At 72.0% G+C, this 16,378-nt stretch carries 14 protein-coding genes; 8 read left to right on the top strand and 6 right to left on the bottom strand.

Annotated elements, in window-relative coordinates; genetic code table 11:
• Nucleotides 1-35: 35 nt before the first annotated feature.
• Complete coding sequence (locus tag A4A78_RS01875) at nucleotides 36-707, bottom strand: bifunctional 2-polyprenyl-6-hydroxyphenol methylase/3-demethylubiquinol 3-O-methyltransferase UbiG (RefSeq protein WP_062946739.1); 672 nt, start codon at nucleotides 705-707, stop codon at nucleotides 36-38.
• 149 nt (nucleotides 708-856) lie between these two features.
• Between A4A78_RS01875 and A4A78_RS01870 the strand changes: the two genes are divergently transcribed.
• Complete coding sequence (locus A4A78_RS01870; protein ID WP_062946738.1) at nucleotides 857-2,164, top strand: acyltransferase family protein; 1,308 nt, start codon at nucleotides 857-859, stop codon at nucleotides 2,162-2,164.
• A gap of 21 nt (nucleotides 2,165-2,185) precedes the next feature.
• On the opposite strand, the gene A4A78_RS01865 is transcribed toward A4A78_RS01870, so the two are convergent.
• From A4A78_RS01865 to A4A78_RS01850, 4 genes are all read right to left on the bottom strand, one after another.
• Nucleotides 2,186-5,326: a DUF3427 domain-containing protein gene (locus A4A78_RS01865; protein ID WP_062946737.1), complete on the bottom strand. Its 3,141-nt coding sequence runs from the start codon at nucleotides 5,324-5,326 to the stop codon at nucleotides 2,186-2,188.
• Nucleotides 5,326-5,754, bottom strand: a complete 429-nt coding sequence (locus A4A78_RS01860; RefSeq protein ID WP_062946736.1) for a (deoxy)nucleoside triphosphate pyrophosphohydrolase — start codon at nucleotides 5,752-5,754, stop codon at nucleotides 5,326-5,328. The genes A4A78_RS01865 and A4A78_RS01860 overlap by 1 nt, the downstream gene beginning before the upstream one ends.
• A gap of 88 nt (nucleotides 5,755-5,842) precedes the next feature.
• Complete coding sequence (gene codB / locus A4A78_RS01855; protein ID WP_062946735.1) at nucleotides 5,843-7,141, bottom strand: cytosine permease; 1,299 nt, start codon at nucleotides 7,139-7,141, stop codon at nucleotides 5,843-5,845.
• A complete protein-coding gene (locus A4A78_RS01850; protein ID WP_062946734.1) occupies nucleotides 7,138-7,683 on the bottom strand; it encodes a nucleoside deaminase in 546 nt (181 codons plus the stop codon). The genes codB and A4A78_RS01850 overlap by 4 nt, the downstream gene beginning before the upstream one ends.
• 204 nt (nucleotides 7,684-7,887) lie before the next feature.
• Between A4A78_RS01850 and A4A78_RS01845 the strand changes: the two genes are divergently transcribed.
• Nucleotides 7,888-8,385 carry a hypothetical protein gene (locus A4A78_RS01845; RefSeq protein WP_062946733.1) on the top strand — a complete coding sequence of 166 codons (498 nt, stop codon included), beginning with the start codon at nucleotides 7,888-7,890 and terminating at the stop codon, nucleotides 8,383-8,385.
• A gap of 84 nt (nucleotides 8,386-8,469) precedes the next feature.
• On the opposite strand, the gene A4A78_RS01840 is transcribed toward A4A78_RS01845, so the two are convergent.
• Nucleotides 8,470-9,450, bottom strand: coding sequence for an LLM class flavin-dependent oxidoreductase (locus A4A78_RS01840; protein ID WP_062946732.1), 981 nt, complete (start codon nucleotides 9,448-9,450; stop codon nucleotides 8,470-8,472).
• Between the two features lie 444 nt (nucleotides 9,451-9,894).
• Between A4A78_RS01840 and A4A78_RS01835 the strand changes: the two genes are divergently transcribed.
• The 6 genes from A4A78_RS01835 to A4A78_RS01810 are packed head-to-tail and all read left to right on the top strand — an operon-like array spanning nucleotide 9,895 to nucleotide 16,282.
• Nucleotides 9,895-10,851 (top strand): formate/nitrite transporter family protein, encoded by a 957-nt coding sequence (locus A4A78_RS01835; protein WP_062946731.1) that lies wholly within the window; start codon nucleotides 9,895-9,897, stop codon nucleotides 10,849-10,851.
• Entirely contained in the window at nucleotides 10,848-13,409 is a 2,562-nt protein-coding gene (gene nirB / locus A4A78_RS01830) for a nitrite reductase large subunit NirB (RefSeq protein ID WP_197466611.1), read from the top strand. The genes A4A78_RS01835 and nirB overlap by 4 nt, the downstream gene beginning before the upstream one ends.
• The gene (nirD, locus tag A4A78_RS17670) at nucleotides 13,406-13,792 is read left to right on the top strand and encodes a nitrite reductase small subunit NirD (protein WP_062946730.1); all 387 of its coding nucleotides are present in this window, start codon (nucleotides 13,406-13,408) and stop codon (nucleotides 13,790-13,792) included. The genes nirB and nirD overlap by 4 nt, the downstream gene beginning before the upstream one ends.
• A complete protein-coding gene (gene cobA, locus A4A78_RS17375) occupies nucleotides 13,789-14,676 on the top strand; it encodes a uroporphyrinogen-III C-methyltransferase (RefSeq protein WP_197466610.1) in 888 nt (295 codons plus the stop codon). Before nirD ends, cobA begins: the two co-directional genes overlap by 4 nt.
• Nucleotides 14,673-15,575, top strand: a complete 903-nt coding sequence (locus tag A4A78_RS01815) for a uroporphyrinogen-III synthase (RefSeq protein ID WP_062946729.1) — start codon at nucleotides 14,673-14,675, stop codon at nucleotides 15,573-15,575. The genes cobA and A4A78_RS01815 overlap by 4 nt, the downstream gene beginning before the upstream one ends.
• Complete coding sequence (locus A4A78_RS01810; protein WP_062946728.1) at nucleotides 15,572-16,282, top strand: sirohydrochlorin chelatase; 711 nt, start codon at nucleotides 15,572-15,574, stop codon at nucleotides 16,280-16,282. The genes A4A78_RS01815 and A4A78_RS01810 overlap by 4 nt, the downstream gene beginning before the upstream one ends.
• The last annotated feature ends 96 nt before the right edge of the window (nucleotides 16,283-16,378 follow it).

Genomic DNA, 16,378 nt, shown 5'->3' with positions numbered 1-16,378 from the left:
GCGTCCCGCTCCTACCCGCTGAGGGCGAGAGGTCGTCAGCGCCGCTGCAGCACCAGCACCGCGTCGAGGTGCTCGCCCTCCGACCCGTCGGGCGCGGTCCCTACGCGCGGCCGCTCCTCGGCGAGCTCGACCTCCCACTCCTCGGCCGAGCCGCCTAGCTGTGCCGCCTCGTCCTGCACGGAGACCATCGTCGCCGGGTGGTCCTTCGCCCAGGAGGGCGGCGCGGCGTGGGAGACGGTGACCAGGCGTCCGCCGGGGCGCAGCGCGGTCATGCCGCGGCGCAGGATCGCGATGCGGTCCAGCGCCACGCTCGACTGGAAGAAGCTCGCAGTGACCAGATCGACCGATGCAGGCTTCGGCTCCCAGGTGTCGAGGTCGACGGCCTCGAAGCTCGCCCCGTCGAGGCCCCGCGCGGCGGCCTCGTCACGGGCCCGGCCGACGGCGGTGGCGGAGATGTCGAGACCGAGTGCGGTCCAGCCCTGCTCGGCGAGCCAGAGCACGTCCCCGCCCTCCCCGCAGCCGAGGTCGATGGCCGTGCCCGGCGACAGCTCGGCGACGACGGAGGCCATGGTCGCGTTGACCTTCCCCGACCAGACCCGCTCGCTGCCGGAGTAGCGCTGCTCCCAGTACTCGGTGGGGGAGAGATCGGTGTCCGGTTCGGCGTGCGCGGGCGCGTGGGCGTGCGAGGCGTGATGGTGTGCGGTCATGGGCTGAGCCTCGCAGACCCTCCCGCAGCGCGAAAGCGCTCTTGCCGGGGACGCCAGAGCGAGCCGGTCCCGCGTGCGGAGTGCGGAGCTCGGGGTAGATTGTCGCCACTTCCAGCGGCTCCGCCGCCGGGTTGAGGGGAGGGGACCCGATGACGAGCACGCGCCCGAGCCGCGCCGAGAAGGTCGACGCCGCGACGCCCGCGAGCCGTAATCGCGTGGTCGACTTCCTGCGCGCCGCCGCGATCACGGTGGTGGTGCTCGGGCACTGGACGATCATCGCCGTCGACCCCGACGGCGGGATCCTCCCGCACGGCGTCCTCGATGGCGCGCGGTGGACCCATCCGCTGACCTGGCTGTTCCAGGTCATGCCGATCTTCTTCCTGGTCGGCGGCTACTCCAACGGCCTCTCCTGGCGCTCCGCGAGGCGCAAGGAGATCGGCTACGCCGAGTGGCTGCGCACGAGGCTCCGGCGCCTCGGCATCCCGCTGATCCCGCTGCTGCTGGCCTGGCTCGTGATCGGCGTGGTCGCGGTCGCGCTCGGCGCCCCGCACGCCACCGTGCAACTCGCCTCGCAGATGGCGCTGATCCCCACCTGGTTCCTCGCCGCGTACCTGATGGTGATCCTCGTGGGCCCGCCGTGCCTGTGGCTGTGGGAGCGCTTCGGCTGGTGGTCCATCGTCGGCGGCATCGCGCTCGCCGGGATCGTCGACACGATCAGCATCGCCGCCGACCAGCCGCTGCTCGGCTACCCGAACTACCTCCTGGTCTGGGCGGCGTTCCACCAGGTCGGCTACGCCTGGCTCGACGGCCGGCTCTCGGGCGTCGGCCGACGGATGCTGCTGGCCGGGATAGGTCTTGTCGGCCTGCTGCTGCTCGTGCTTGTGGGTCCGTATCCGGTCTCGATGATCACCGCGGGGGGAGACGCGATCTCCAACTCGAGCCCGACGCGCGTGACCATGGCGTTCCTCGGCATGCTCCAGGCGGGGCTCGTCCTCTCCCTCGAGAAGCCGCTCGAGGCGCTGCTGCGTCGGCCGAAGCTGTGGTTCGTGACCGTGCTCGTGAACCAGCGGATCATGACCTGGTTCCTGTGGCACCTCACCGTCATGGTGGGCCTCGCCCACCTGCTGCTGGCGCTCGATGCCGGGGTGCTGCTGCCCGAGCCGCTGACGGGGATGTGGTGGGCGACGCGGCCGTTGTGGGTGTTCGTGCTGCTCGCTCTGACGGGCCTCGTGGTGCTGGTGATGGGCCGCTTCGAGACACTGCGGCCCGACGATCGCCCCGCGCCGCCGCTGTGGAAGCCGCTCGCTGCCGCGGTGTGCGTGATCGCGGGGCTCGCGGTGATGGCGAGCGTGGGCGTGGCGGGGGAGGGCGGCGTGACCTGGTGGTGGCCGCTGCTGCCGGTTGCGGGGCTGTGGGGGTTTGGGGTGGTGTCGGTCGGTCGTCGTCGCGGCCTTTAAAACCCGGCCGGTTGGACGTGCCTACGCCACCGACCGAGCTTCCATGAAGAGGTCTGCGGGCATCGTCCTGTCTAGCCGCCAAACGATCTGCATCGGCCGAGACCCCGTCGCTTGCTGGAACTGGGCAGTGCCGAGGCAGGTGTAGGGCTCGGTGCCGATGTCGCCGGTCTTCGCGCGCCGTACAAAGAGGACGACGCTGGAGCCGCGCGATGCGTGGTTGATGTACCGCTGCCCCGTGGGGCTCTCCACGCTCGTCGTGCTCTGGGACTCCCAGTGGAAGAGCTGCTGGTTGATGGCGTAGTCGCGATACATAGTCGTGGGGGAGTAATCCGCTTCGGACTTCTTGAGCGTCACCAGTAGCGCGTCCACGTTCATGCCGGGGAGCCACTTCACGCCTTCGCGGATCGAGCCCGGCGCGCCGGCGTCCAAGGTGCCAAGCCCCAACCCGGCCAGGAGCTCCTCGCGGGAGTAGCTCGCATGCGATCGCAGCGGTGAGTCCGCGACCGAACCAGACAGTGCTTCCGGGCGGACTCGAGAGGACTGCTCCTGGAACGCGAGCAGGTGGAGTAGCTCTTCGACTACCGAGGCGTGTGAACGTAGCTCGTCGAGGCCCGTACGAATGTTCCGCTCCCCGGCGGGCCAGAAGGAGTACACCAGCATCGCGGCGTGCAGATCCTTCTCAATCCCGGTGGGAAGAGTCGGCGCGGTGAGAAGCCGGCGGTACGCCTGGATCCGCTCAGGATCATCGATGTGAGTCAACGTGCCCACGCGGCGCAGGAGGGCTTCGGCCATGTCTGAGAGCGGCTCTCCCCGGTTGGCAGGGAAGGCCCAGTCCACGAGAGTGGACCAGCTCGCTGAGCGCTTTTGGCTGTTCAAGCTGCGCGTCCCCGGACCGTAGATGTCAGCGAGGGACCGTTCTGCCGCGTGCAGGTAGGAGCCCAAGCCGTAGTCACTCGGGGTGGCGCCGGTCGGCTTGTGCTGACGAACGTCTGCCACCAAATCGCGCGTGGAGAGCTTGAGCTGTTTCTTCACGTTCGAGAGCACGATGTCCTGCGCAACGCGGTCGAAGACGATCTGCGTTCCGGGAGGAAGGAACGGGAACCCCTCGCGAATGCTGCGCTCGAGCCGGTTCCGCGAGAGTCCAGTGAGTGCCCGGTACTTCAGATCGAAGCGGAAGTTTGTGTGCTGGAGCCCCACGAAGTCGAGGACCGTCAGCACGGCCTTGTTGTCCGCGCGCCGGAGGCCGCGGCCGAGCTGTTGGAGGAAGATCGTCGCGGACTGTGTGGGGCGCAGCATGAGGACGGTGTCTATCTCGGGGATGTCGAGGCCCTCGTTGAAGAGATCGACTGCGAACAGGCAGACGATGTCGCGCTTCCGCAGCTTTGTGAGCCCTTCTCTTCGCTCGTCGGACCCGGAGGCCCCGCTGAGGGCGAGCGACGGCAGCCCGGCGCGGCTGAACACCTCGGCCATGTAATGGGCGTGCTCGACGCTGACGCAGAATCCAAGCGCTCTCATTCGACTCGGATCAGTGACCTTGGATCGCAGGGCCTGAAGCACCTTGGCGGCTCGAGCATCGTTGCCGGTGTACAAGCTGTTTAGCTGGTCAATGTTGTACGCACCGCGGGTGAATCGCAGCCCGCTGAGGTCCACACCGTCGGCGATCCCGAAGTAGTGGAAAGGCACAAGCAGGTCGGCGCTGAGCGCGTCCCACAGCCGCAGCTCACTCGCCACGCGACCCTCGAAGAACTCCTGAGCCACGTCCACCCCGTCGGCCCTCTCGGGTGTCGCGGTGAGTCCAAGGAGTTCGCTGGGGGTGAAGTAATCGAGGACCTTTCGGTATGTCGCCGCCTCGGCATGATGGAACTCGTCGATGACGATGATGTCGAAGTGGTCGCGCGCCCATCGCTCGAGCTCGCCGGCCTGCTGCAGCGACTGGATCGAGGCGAAGACATGCCGCCGCCGGATGGGCTTCCGCCCGTCGACGAACAGTTCCCCGAACGCGCCGTCCTTCAGAACGTCGCGGTAGGTCCTCAGGGACTGCTCGAGGATCTCCTTGCGGTGCGCGACAAAGAGGATCGCCGGTTGGTCGGAGTCCGATGACCGCAAGCGCTTGTAGTCGAGCGCGGCAACCACGGTCTTGCCCGTGCCAGTTGCCGCGACAAGCAGGTTGTGGCGTCGATCGTGCACCTCCCGCTCGGCGGCGAGGTCATCCAGCATCTCCGTCTGATGCGGGTATGGACGCACGTCGAGATGGCTCATCGACAGGTCTGCCGAGGAGACGCGGCCGCTGTTCTTCGCGAGAAGTGCATCGAGAAACTCGGCGTCGGTGTCTGGGTTGTACGGCGCAAACGCCGCGTCGTCCCAGTAGGTCTCGAAGGTCGACTCAAACTTGTCGACCAGGCTCGGGGTCGCGAGGTGCGAGAGACGGACGTTCCATTCCAGTCCGTCGACGAGCGCTGCCCGGCTCATGTTCGAGCTGCCCACATACGCGGTGGTGTAACCGCTGGACCGATGGAACATCCACGCCTTCGCGTGGAGATGGGTGGACTGCGCGTCGTAGTTGACCCGCACTTCGGCGTTCAGTGAGCGCACGAAGTAGTCCAGCGCCTTCCGGTCCGTGGCACCGATATATGTGGTGGTCAGAACCCGGATGGGCACTCCGCGATCAGCCGCCTCGCGCAAGGCCGATTCCAGCACGCGGATCCCGCTCCACTGCACAAACGCGCACAGCAGGTCAATCCGATCTGCGCTCGCCATCTCGAGGCGCAGTTCCGAGCCGAGCTGCGGGTCCATTCGCGAGTTCGTGAAGAGCGCGACGTCGCTGAGTGGCGTTGATGGGCGGGGCAAGAGCGGTGTCTCCGTTGGCGTCACCGAGGTAAGGAGACGCGGTCCAGGTGACACTTCGGGGTCCGGGGCAGAGGAGGGCAGCGCGGAGAGGAGGCGGTTCGCGAGGGCAATGCGCTCCTCGCGGGGTGCAGTCTTCAGCGCGTGCTCGACGGTCCGTGCGACGTGCTGAGTGAGGACGTGCGCGACATCTGCGTCGTCGACGTCTTCCGTCGGGGTGAGGAAGCCCTGCTCTTCGGTCGACTGGACTGCCTTGGTGAGGCCCGTGGTGAGGAGCAGTTCGTAGAGACCAGGGTCCAGAGCCTGTTGCGCTTCCATCACTCCGCCTCGGACTCGCGGCGAAGAGAGGCAAGCCGCTCTGGCAAACTGTCGAGGAGGGGGACATCGCCCGGCGCCCATTCCAGCAAGGACAGCTCCGCGAGCGGCACCCACTGCATCGCGTCGTGGTCGCTGCTGGCGGTGGGGTCCTCGCCCGTGAACTGCGCGGCGTAGCAGGAGAGCTCTATGCGCGCATTGCCGAGATGGCTCAGGCTCCGGTCGACGAACGGGCCGACGGCGACGTCGACGCCCAGTTCCTCCTGGAGTTCGCGGCGCAGCGCGTCCTCGGCAGTCTCTCCCGCTTCGATCTTCCCGCCGGGGAACTCCCACAGCCCGCCAGCACTGCGCTCGGCGTTGCGTCGGGCGGTGAAGACTGCACCGTCACGTTCGACGATGGCGCCAACGACTCGGATGATTGGACTCTCCACCGCGAATGCTCCTCTGCCTGGGCCGACACCGTCGATCGTACGAAGAGCCGGTGACAGGCGCAGCGAAAGCCGCAGGACGGATGGGAGCTTATGTGGCGAGGGTGAGCTCTCGCTTCGCCCGCACCCCCAGCACCCACGCCCCCACCAGCGCCACGACGATCCCGTTCAGCGGCGCGATCCCGATGCCGTACTCGTTCGACACCCACGCCACCACGCAGCCGAGCACGTACGGCACGAGCGCCTGCCAGCGCACCTTCTCGGTCAGCGTGGACAGGGCCGGCTGTCCGCTCCGCCAGCGGGCGATCCAGTCGCCGAGGAGCACCCCGCCGACCGGCGGGATGAGGATGCCGATGAGGCTGAGGTAGCCCACGATGTGCCCCTCCACGCCGAGCAGCGCCAGCACGGTGCCGATGGCGACGCCGCCGATGATGAAGGGGCCCTTGCGCCTCGCGTTCGCGAGCTCGGCCCCGGCGACGCCGAAGGCGTAGGCGGCGTCGGCGTTGGACTTCCACAGGTTCCCGAACAGGAAGAACAGTCCCCAGCCGATCATCCCCATGCCCAGCAGCAGGGTCGTGAAGTCGCCCTCGCCGAAGGCGAGGGCGGAGACGGCGCCGAAGAACACCATCAGGCCGTTGCCGATCACGAAGCCGAGCCCGCAGGCGATCACGGCGTCGCGGCCGCGTTTCGCGAAGCGGGTCCAGTTCGCGGCCTGCGTGCCGGCGGAGGCGAAGGTGCCCACCACGGTCGTCACGGCCGCGGCCCAGGTCATGGAGGTGGTGGGGGCGATGTCGAACAGGCCCCGCCAGCCGCCCACCTCGGTGAGCGCGAGCGCGGTGATCCAGAAGGCGAGCACCAGGATCAGCGGGGTGGAGATCAGCGAGACCCAGTACATGCCCTCGTAGCCGTACAGCGCCGTGAGCATCATCAGGGCGGAGACGCCGATCATCACCAGCGCCGGCGCCCAGGCGCTCTCCCAGCCGAAGGCCAGCGCGGTCATCTGCCCGATCGAGCCGACCGCCACTCCGTACCAGCCGATCTGCGTGCCGCCCAGCAGTACGGAGACGAGCTTCGACCCGGCGGTGCCGAAGGTAAACCTCGACATCACCACAGTGGTCAGCCCCGTGCGGGCGCCGAGGAAGCCGATCGCGGCGACGTACGCGCCGAGCACCACCGAGCCCACCAGCAGTACCGCCAGGAACTCGCTGAAGCGGAAGGCCGCGCCGATGGAGGCGCCGGCCATGAGCGTCGGCGCGAAGACGGTGAAGCCGATCAGCACCACCGAGATCGAGACGACGCCGCGCCGCGCCGAGGCGGGGACCGGAGTGACCGGGTAATCAGGGTCGACGGGCTCCGTGCCCGCCTCCTCGCGCAGCTCGGCCGCGGTCACCGGCCGGCGCCGTCGATGTCGGAACCCTCGGCGCCGGCAGCGCCCGCGCCGTCGGCAGACGCGCTGAGCTCGTCGGCCTCCACGCCGATGTCCTCGCTCCAGATCTCGGGCCGCTCGGCGATCATCCGCTCCATCAGCGCGATGCAGTCGGGGTCGTCGAGCACGTCCACGACCACACCCCGCTCGCGCAGCAGGTCCTCGGCCATCTCGAAGGTGCGGTTCTCGCCCACCACGATCCGCGGGATCTCGTACAGCAACGCGGTGCCGGAGCACATGATGCACGGCGACAGGGTCGTGTACAGCACCGACTGCCGGTACACGCTCGCGCGCAGGCGTCCGGCCTTCTCGATCGTGTCGGTCTCGCCGTGGAGGATCGCGGAGTCCTTCTGCACGCGCTGGTTGTGACCGGCGGCGAGCACCTGCCCGTCGTGGACCAGCACCGCGCCGATCGGCACCCCGCCCTCTTCCCAGCTCTTCTGCGCCTGCTCGATCGCGAGGGAGAGGAAGCGGCGGTCGTCCTCGGCGGTGGGGGTCCAGGTCATGGCGGTGCTCCTGCGGAACGGGGGAGGGGGCGCAGAGCATCGTAGAGCCGATCCTGCCGCCCCGCGCGCCGGGCCCAGTGGCGAGACCGTGCCGTTCCCTGCCGACACCGCCCAGGGCGTTCCCGCGGGAACGCCCGCGATGCTCTCCGCCGGCTCCGGCCTCCAGGACTCGCGGCCCGGACGCCGCCGTGCTACGCATGGGGCATGGCCCTCACCTGTCCCGCCCGCACCGCCACCGCCCTCGCCGCGCTCGTGCTCTCCCTCGCCGCCTGCACCGGGACCGAGCAGGAACCGGCGCCGAGCAGCGACGGCGGGGGCGCCGAGACGAGCGACTCCGCGCCGGAGGCCTCGGAAGCGCCGTCGGCCGAGGGCGGCGCGCAGCCCGGCCACGAGACCGGCACGCTGACCATCACGCACGACGGCGAGGAGACCGCCTTCACCCCGGAGGTCGTGCGCTGCGAGGGGGAGCCCGGCACGATCCGCCACCTCACGCTCAAGATGGAGGGGGACGAGCTCCCGCTGGTCGAGGTCACGCCCGGCGAGTTCGCGATGGTGAAGCTCGAGCGCGAGGGCGCGCCGGAGAAGAGCACGTCCACCGCGGGGATCACCGCCGAAGACGGTGCGGTCGAGTTCGACGCCGCCGAGATCGGCGACGTCGTGGTCCACGGGACGGTCAACTGCCCCGAGGGAGCGCAGGACTGAGGGGCCGCGCCGGGTGAGACCACGGGGGCAGGATCGCGATCAGCACCGGTGCTGGGCCGGCCTTGCGCATGCCCGCAGCGATCCTCAGCCCATGTACGCCTCCGCCAGCAGCTCCGCGGACCGCAGCCGCTGCTCCACCCGCGGGCCCTGGTGGGCGATGATCAGCTCGTCGGCGCCGGTGGCATCGGCGAACTCGGCGACCTGGTCCCGCACCACGTCCGGCGTGCCGACGGCGCTGTAGGTCGCCATCTGGTGCAGGTGCTGGGCCTGGGGCGCGGCGAGCAGCTCGTCGGCCTGCTCGTCGGTGTACTCGGTGCCCGGGCGCAGCAGCAGCGCCACCCGGCTGCGCATCATCTCGTGCTGCTGGCGCTCGGCATCGGCCCGATCATCGGCGGCGATCACGTTGAAGCCGGCGATGACGTGGGGCTTCTCGAGCTGCTCGGAGGCCTGGAACTCGCGGCGGTAGAGCGCGATCGCCTCATGGAGAGCGCCGGGGGAGAAGTGCGAGGCGAAGGCATAGGGCAGCCCGAGCGCGGCCGCGAGGCCCGCGCCGAACAGCGAGGAGCCGAGGATGAACAGCGGGACGTCGGTGCCCTTGCCCGGATAGGCGTCCACGCCCGGGATCCGCGACCGGCCCTGCAGGTAGCCCTGCAGCTCCATGACGTCCTCGGGGAAGGAGTCGGCGGAGGCGCCGCTGCGACGCAGCGCGCGCATCGTGTTCTGGTCGGTGCCCGGCGCACGGCCGAGACCCAGGTCGATCCGGCCCGGGTGGAGCGTCTCGAGGGTGCCGTACTGCTCCGCGATCACGAGCGGGGAGTGGTTGGGAAGCATGACGCCGCCCGCGCCGAGCCGGATCGTGCTGGTGTGCGCGGCGACGTGGGCGATCAGCACCGAGGTCGCGGAGGACGCGATCGACGCCATGTTGTGGTGCTCGGCGTACCAGACCCGCCTGTACCCGGCCCCCTCCGCCTTCCGGGCCAGGGCGACCGTGCCCTCGAGTGCGTCCGCCGGAGACTGGTCGCGTGCGGCGGTCGCGAGGTCGAGGATCGAGAGCGGGACGGGCATGGGGCACCTTTCGTCGAGTGTGGGTGCCGGCCGGCTCGCCCGGCACCCACGGGGTCAACGCCTCACGTGCCGTTCCTCTTCCCGGGCGCCGGGGACTGCGGGGAGTCCGCGCCCCGCTCGTCCTGGCGGACCGCCTGACCGTCGCCGGCGCCGCGAACGCCTCCTGCTCCACCGGCGCCACCATCCTCCGCCCCGCCCGGGGTCCACCCTGGTGCTGTGCGGGGCGCGCGAGGACGGCTGCGTGAACGCACTGAGGCCGAGGGACGTGTGCTCGGACGTTCCCGTGGGAACGCCCCGCCGCGTCCGCGCCGCCTGAGACTTCGGATCACGAGAAGGTCACGGGCCCCTCCGGGCCTTCGCCGGGGCCGCCGCACCGGACACGATGGCCGCACCCCGCTGCAGGCGCACGGGACATGACCGACCCCGCCCACGCCAGGAGCTGCCATGTCCTACGTCCAGCCCGCCGATCTGGTGGACCGCCTCACCGCCGCCGGCGCCGCGAAGGCCTCCTACTCCACCGGAACCACCCTCCTCCGCGCCGCCATGGGCGGGGCGATCCTGGCGCTGGCCGCCGCCTTCGCCGTCACCGTCTCCACCCAGACCGGCCAGCCGCTGCTCGGCGCACTGCTGTTCCCCGTCGGCTTCATCATGCTGTACCTGATGGGCTTCGACCTGCTCACCGGGGTGTTCACCCTGGTGCCGCTCGCCTGGCTCGCCCGCCGCGACGGCGTCACCTTCCCCGCGATGCTGCGCAACTGGGGTCTGGTGTTCCTGGGGAACCTTCTCGGAGCGATCACGGTCGCCGTGCTGATGGCCATCTACTTCACCTACGGCTTCTCCACCGAGCCCAGCGCTGTGGGGGAGGCGATCTCCGAGATCGGGCACGGCCGCACCGTCGGCTACGCCGAGTACGGAGCGGCCGGGATGCTCACCCTGTTCGTGCGCGGGGTGCTGTGCAACTGGATGGTCTCCACCGGGGTGGTCGGCGCGTTCATGTCCGACAGCATCCTCGGGAAGATCGCCTGCATGTGGATGCCCGTGATGCTCTTCTTCTACATGGGCTTCGAGCACTCCATCGTGAACATGTTCCTGTTCCCCTCGGGCCTGCTGCTCGGCGCGGACTTCACCCTCATGGACTACCTGATCTGGAACGAGATCCCCACCGTGATCGGCAACCTCGTGGGCGGCCTGACCTTCGTGGGCCTGCCGCTCTACCTCGCCCACCGCCGCCGCTCCGCCCCGACGGCCGATACCGCGCCCGTCATCACGGCCGACGCCGCTGCGGTCGCCCCCGCGGCTCCCGCCGATCTCCCCGCGGCCGTCTCGCCCGCCGCCGCCCCGGCCGCCCCGTCGGCCGACGGCCCCACCGAGACCCCCGACCTGGTGGGAGCGACCCGATGAGCCCCCGCATCGTCGTGATCGGCGCCGGGATGGCGGCGCACCGCCTGGTCGACTCCCTGGTCACCCGCGCCGACGGCCGCATCTCCCTCACCGTCCTCGGCGACGAGGACCGCCGCCCCTACGACCGGGTGGGCCTGACCCGCTTCTTCGACGGGGAAGGTCCCGAGGAGCTCACGCTCCCGGACACGATCTTCGCCGACCCCCGCGTCACCCTCCACGAGGACGACGCGGCCACCTCGATCGACCGCGCAGCCCGCACCGTCACCACCGCCTCCGGCGCCGTCCACCCCTACGACCACCTCGTCCTCGCCACCGGCTCGGTCGCCGCCCGGCCCCCGGTCGACGGTGCGGAGCTGCCCGGCTGCTTCGTCTACCGCACCCTCGCCGACGTCGACTCCCTGCAGCGCCACGTGCAGGAACGGGCCGCGGCGCTGGGACGCCCGGTGCGCGGGATCGTCGTCGGCGGCGGACTGCTGGGCCTCGAGGCGGCCGGCGCCCTGCAGGGCATGGACGCCGAGGCGACCGTGCTCCAGTCCAGCGACCGGCTCATGTCCGCGCAGCTGGACCTGCCCGCCGGGACCGTGCTGCGCCGCCTCATCGAGGCCCGCGGCATCGCCGTGCGCACCGACGCCCGCACCACCGCGATCCTGCCCGGGCCCGACGGGGCCGTCGAGGCCGTCGCCCTCCGGGACGGCACCGAGCTGCCCGCGGACCTCGTCGTCCTCACCGTCGGCGTCCGCCCCCGCGATGAGCTCGCCCGCGCGGCGGGCCTTTCCTGCGAGGAGCGCGGCGGGGTGCGGATCGACGCGGCCTGCACCACCTCCGACCCCTCCGTCCACGCCATCGGCGAGGTCGCCTCCTTCGAAGGGCAGTGCGTGGGCCTCGTCGCCCCCGGCTACGCCATGGCCGAGGTGGTCAGCGACCGGATCCTCGGCGGGGACGCGACCTTCGACGGCTACGACCTCTCCACCAAGCTCAAGCTCTCCGGAGTGGACGTCGCCTCCTTCGGCGACGCCTTCGCCACCACCCCCGGCGCCCTCGACGTCGTCTACACCGACCCCGTCTCCGGCGTGCACAAGAAGCTCGTCCTCTCCGACGACGCGAAGACGCTGCTCGGCGGGATGCTCGTGGGCGATGCGAGCGCGTACGGGGCGCTGCGCCCGCTGGTCGGCGGACCCCTCGGCGCCGACCCCGCCGTGCACCTCCTGCCCGCCGGCGGCGCCGCGGCCCCCACCCCCGAGCTGCCCGACGAGGCGATCGTCTGCTCCTGCTCCTCGGTGAGCGCCGGCACCATCCGCCACGCCGTGCGCGAGCAGGGCTGCGCCGACGCCGCCGAGGTCACCGCCTGCACCAAGGCCGGCGCCACCTGCGGCTCCTGCACCGTCATGGTGAAGTCCCTGGTCACCGGCGAGCTCGCGAAGCTCGGCAAGGCCGTCTCCACCGGGCTGTGCGAACACTTCGACCTCACCCGCCGCCAGCTGTTCGACGCCGTGCACGTCTCGGGCCTGACCACCTTCAGCGCCGTCATCGAGCGCTTCGGCCGCGGCCGCGGCTGCGACGTGTGCAAGCCCGTGCTCGCCAGCATCCTCGCCGTCCTCGGCGGGGAGCATGTGCTCGACGGCGAGAACGCGACCCTGCAGGACACCAACGACCACGTCATGGCGAACCTGCAGAAGGACGGCACCTACTCCGTCGTCCCCCGCATGCCCGGCGGCGAGGTCACCCCCGAGGGGCTGATCACCGTGGGGGAGGTCGCGCGCGACTTCGGGCTGTACACGAAGATCACCGGCGGCCAGCGAGTGGACATGTTCGGCGCCCGCCTCGAGCAGCTGCCCCTGATCTGGCAGCGTCTGGTCGACGCCGGCTTCGAGTCCGGCCACGCCTACGGCAAGTCCCTGCGCACCGTGAAGTCCTGCGTCGGCTCCGCCTGGTGCCGCTACGGCGTGCAGGACTCGACCTCCATGGCGGTGCGGCTCGAGCTGCGATACCGGGGCCTGCGCGCCCCGCACAAGTTCAAGCTCGGCGTCTCCGGCTGCGCCCGCGAATGCGCCGAGGCCCGCTCCAAGGACGCCGGCATCATCGCCACCGCCCAGGGCTGGAACCTGTACGTCGGCGGGAACGGCGGCGCGACCCCGCGCCACGCCGAGCTGCTCGCCGAGGGCCTGGACGACGACACGCTCATCCGCACCCTGGACCGGTACTTCATGTACTACATCCGCACCGCGGACAAGCTCCAGCGCACCGCCCCCTGGGTCGAGTCCCTCGACGGCGGGATCGACTCCCTGCGCGAGGTGATCATGGAGGACTCCCTGGGCCTGGCCGCCGACCTCGACGCGGCGATGGCCCGCCACGTCGAGGGCTACCGCGACGAATGGGCCGCGACGCTCGCCGATCCCGCCAAGCTCGCCCGCTTCCGCTCCTTCGTCAACGCCCCCACCACCCCCGACCCCGGCCTCGCCCACGTCCCCGAGCGCGGTCAGATCCGTCCCGCCCGGCCCGAGGAGCGCGGCAGCGACTCCGTCCTGATCGCCGGCACGACCCTGGAGGTACGACGATGACCACGACCCTCACCACCCCCACCCTCGCCCCGCAGCTCGCCGCGAACTGGGAGCGGCTGTGCCCGCTGGCCGATCTCGAGGTGGAGCGCGGACGCGCCGCCCTCCTCGGCGAGGAGCAGGTCGCCCTGTTCCTGCTGCCGGACGGGGACGTGCGCGCCGTCGACAACCACGACCCCTACTCGGGCGCGAACGTCATCTCCCGCGGCATCGTCGGCTCCCGCGCGGGACGCCCCACCGTCGCCTCCCCGATGTACAAGCAGGTCTTCGACCTGCGCTCGGGCACCTGCGTCGACACCCGCGGGAAGTCCGTGGAGCGGCTGCGCGTCTGGCCCGTGCGGACCCTCGACGGGGACCTGTACGTGCTGCGCGGGGGTGCGCGGTGAGCGGCGCCGTCCCCGGCCGCGTCGCCCTCGTCGGCGGCGGGCCCGGGCCGCTGGATCTGCTCACCGTGCGCGCCCTGCGCCTGCTGCGCGCGGCCGACGTGGTGATCGCCGACCGGCTGGGCCCCGCCGCCGAGATCCGCGCGGAGCTGCGTCCCGACGCGCTGCTGGTCGACGTGGGCAAGCGCCCCGGCCACCACCCCGTCCCGCAGGAGCGGATCAGCGCGCTCCTGGTCGAGCACGCCCTCGCCGGACGCACGGTCGTGCGGCTCAAGGGCGGCGACCCCTTCGTGCTCGGCCGCGGCGGGGAGGAGGTGCTCGCCTGCCGGGCGGCGGGGATCGAGGTCGAGGTGGTCCCCGGGATCTCCAGTTCCCTCGCCGTGCCCCAGGCCGCCGGTATCCCCGTCACCCATCGCGGCACCTCGGCAGGCCTGCACGTGGTCAGCGGTCACGACGCCGCCGGGCCGCACGGCCCGTCCCCGGCGACCCTCGCCGCGCTCGCCGACGACAGCATCACCACCGTGGTGCTGATGGGGGTGCGGACCCTGCCCGCCCTCGTCGCCGCCGCCCGCGCTCACGGCGTGCCGGGGGAGAGGCCCGTCGCGATCGTCGAGAACGGGCACACCCCGCTCCAGCGCACCACCCGCACCACCCTCGAGCGCGCCGTGCGCGCGGCGGAGGAGGCGCAGGTGCGCAGCCCGGCCGTGATCGTGATCGGCGAGGTCGCCCGGCCCGGGCTGCTCGGCGAGGAGCCGCCGGCGCTCGACGCGCGCGTCCTCACGGCTGCTCCGTCCGGCTCCTCTCCCGCGCCCCTCGCCCCGCCGATGGAGTCCGCCGGCTCCGCGGCACCGACCGCACGGCCGACCGTCGCGGGACCCGGGGCGTGAGCGCCCCCGCGAGCCTCTCGTCCGCGCTCGAGGGGCGTCGCCTCGTCCTGGCCCTGGACCGACGGGCCGACGAGCTCGCCGCCGCGCTCCGGCGGCACGGCGCCGCGATCCAGCACGCCCCCGCGATGAGCATGATCCCGCACGTCGACGACCCGCTGCTGCTGGAGCGCACCGCCGAGCTCGTCGCCCGGCCGCCGAAGCTCCTGATCGCGACCACGGGGGTGGGGATGCGCGGCTGGTTCGAGGCGGCCGAGGCCGCCGGCATCGCCCCCGCTCTGCGCGCCGCGCTCGCCGGCACCCGCGTCCTCGCCCGCGGCCCGAAGGCCCGCGGCGCCGCCCAGAACGTCGGCCTCGCCGTCGACTGGGTCGCGGCCGACGGCACCTCCGCCGAGATCATCGAGCACCTCGCGGGCCGTGACCTGCACGGGATCCGCGCCGCCGTGCAGCACCACGGCTCCGGCGCCGACGGCCTCGACGAGGCGCTCGAACAGGCCGGCGCCCAGGTCACCGCCCTGACCGTCTATCGCTGGGGGCCGCCCCGCAACCCCGCGGCCGTGCACCGCTCCGCGCTCGCCGCCGCCGCCGGCGAGGTCGATGCGGTGCTGTTCACCGCCGCACCCGGCACCGAGAACTGGCTCGCCGCGGCCGAACGGGCCGGTGCCCTGCCCGGCATCGCCGCGCACGCCCGCGCCGGGCGCCTGCTGATGGCGGCCGTCGGCCCCCTCACCGCCGGGCCGCTCGAGGCGCGCGGCATCCCCGCTCTGCTGCCCGCCCGCAGCCGGATGGGCGCGCTCGTGCGCACCGTCGTCCAGCACTTCGATCCCGCCGACGCCGACGCCCACCATCCCGCCGCCCCTCGGAGCCGCCGGCCCGCCCGTCACCAGGAGGACGCCCCATGACCACCCTGGTCGCCTGCTCCCACGGCACCCGCTCCCCGGCCGGCCGCACCGTCATCGCCCGGATCCGTGCCGCGCTCGCCGTCGCCGTGCCGGACGCCGCGGTGCGGGAGGCCTACGTCGACGTCGAGCAGCCCGAGGTCGCGGAGGTCATCGCCGAGGCCGCGTCGCGCGGACCCGTGGTGGTGCTGCCGCTGCTGCTCTCGACCGGCTTCCACACCTCCGTCGACATCGCCGCCGCGGTCGCCCCGCATCCCGGCGCCGTGGCCGCCGAGCCCCTCGGCCCCGACGGGCACCTGGTGCGGGCCCTGCGCGACCGACTGGCGGCCGTGAGCGGCGGCGATGCCGGGCACCGACCAGGCGATCACGTGGTGCTCGCCGCCGCCGGCTCCACCGACCCGGCGGCCGCCCGCGCCGTGGAGCGGATGCGGGACCTGCTCTCCGCGCGCCTGCCCGCTCCCGTCACGACCGGTTACGGCGCCGGCTGCGCGCCCGGTCTCCCGGAGGCCGTGGCCGCGGCCCGCGCGGCCGGGGCGCGCCGCGTGATCGCCGCGAGCTACGTCCTCGCTCCCGGGCACTTCGCGGGTCTCGTCCACCGGGCCGGCGCGGACCTCGTCTCCGCCCCGCTCGGCGACCACCCGGAGGTGATCGCCGTGGCCGCCCAGCGCTATCGGGAGGCTCGCGCCGCCCTCGCGCTGGCGGTGGGCTGAGGCCGCGGTCCGTGAGCGCCCACGAACGCGGCGCGCGAGGTCGCCTGCCGGTCTGGGAGACTCCTGTCCAGAGCGCCGCCCATCAAGGGGCGGTCC

The organism is Brachybacterium sp. sponge, assembly GCF_001613775.1.
Taxonomy (GTDB): domain Bacteria; phylum Actinomycetota; class Actinomycetes; order Actinomycetales; family Dermabacteraceae; genus Brachybacterium; species Brachybacterium conglomeratum.
The sequence above is the reverse complement of the archived record's forward strand: the minus strand, read 5'-3'. Positions and strand labels throughout refer to the sequence as shown.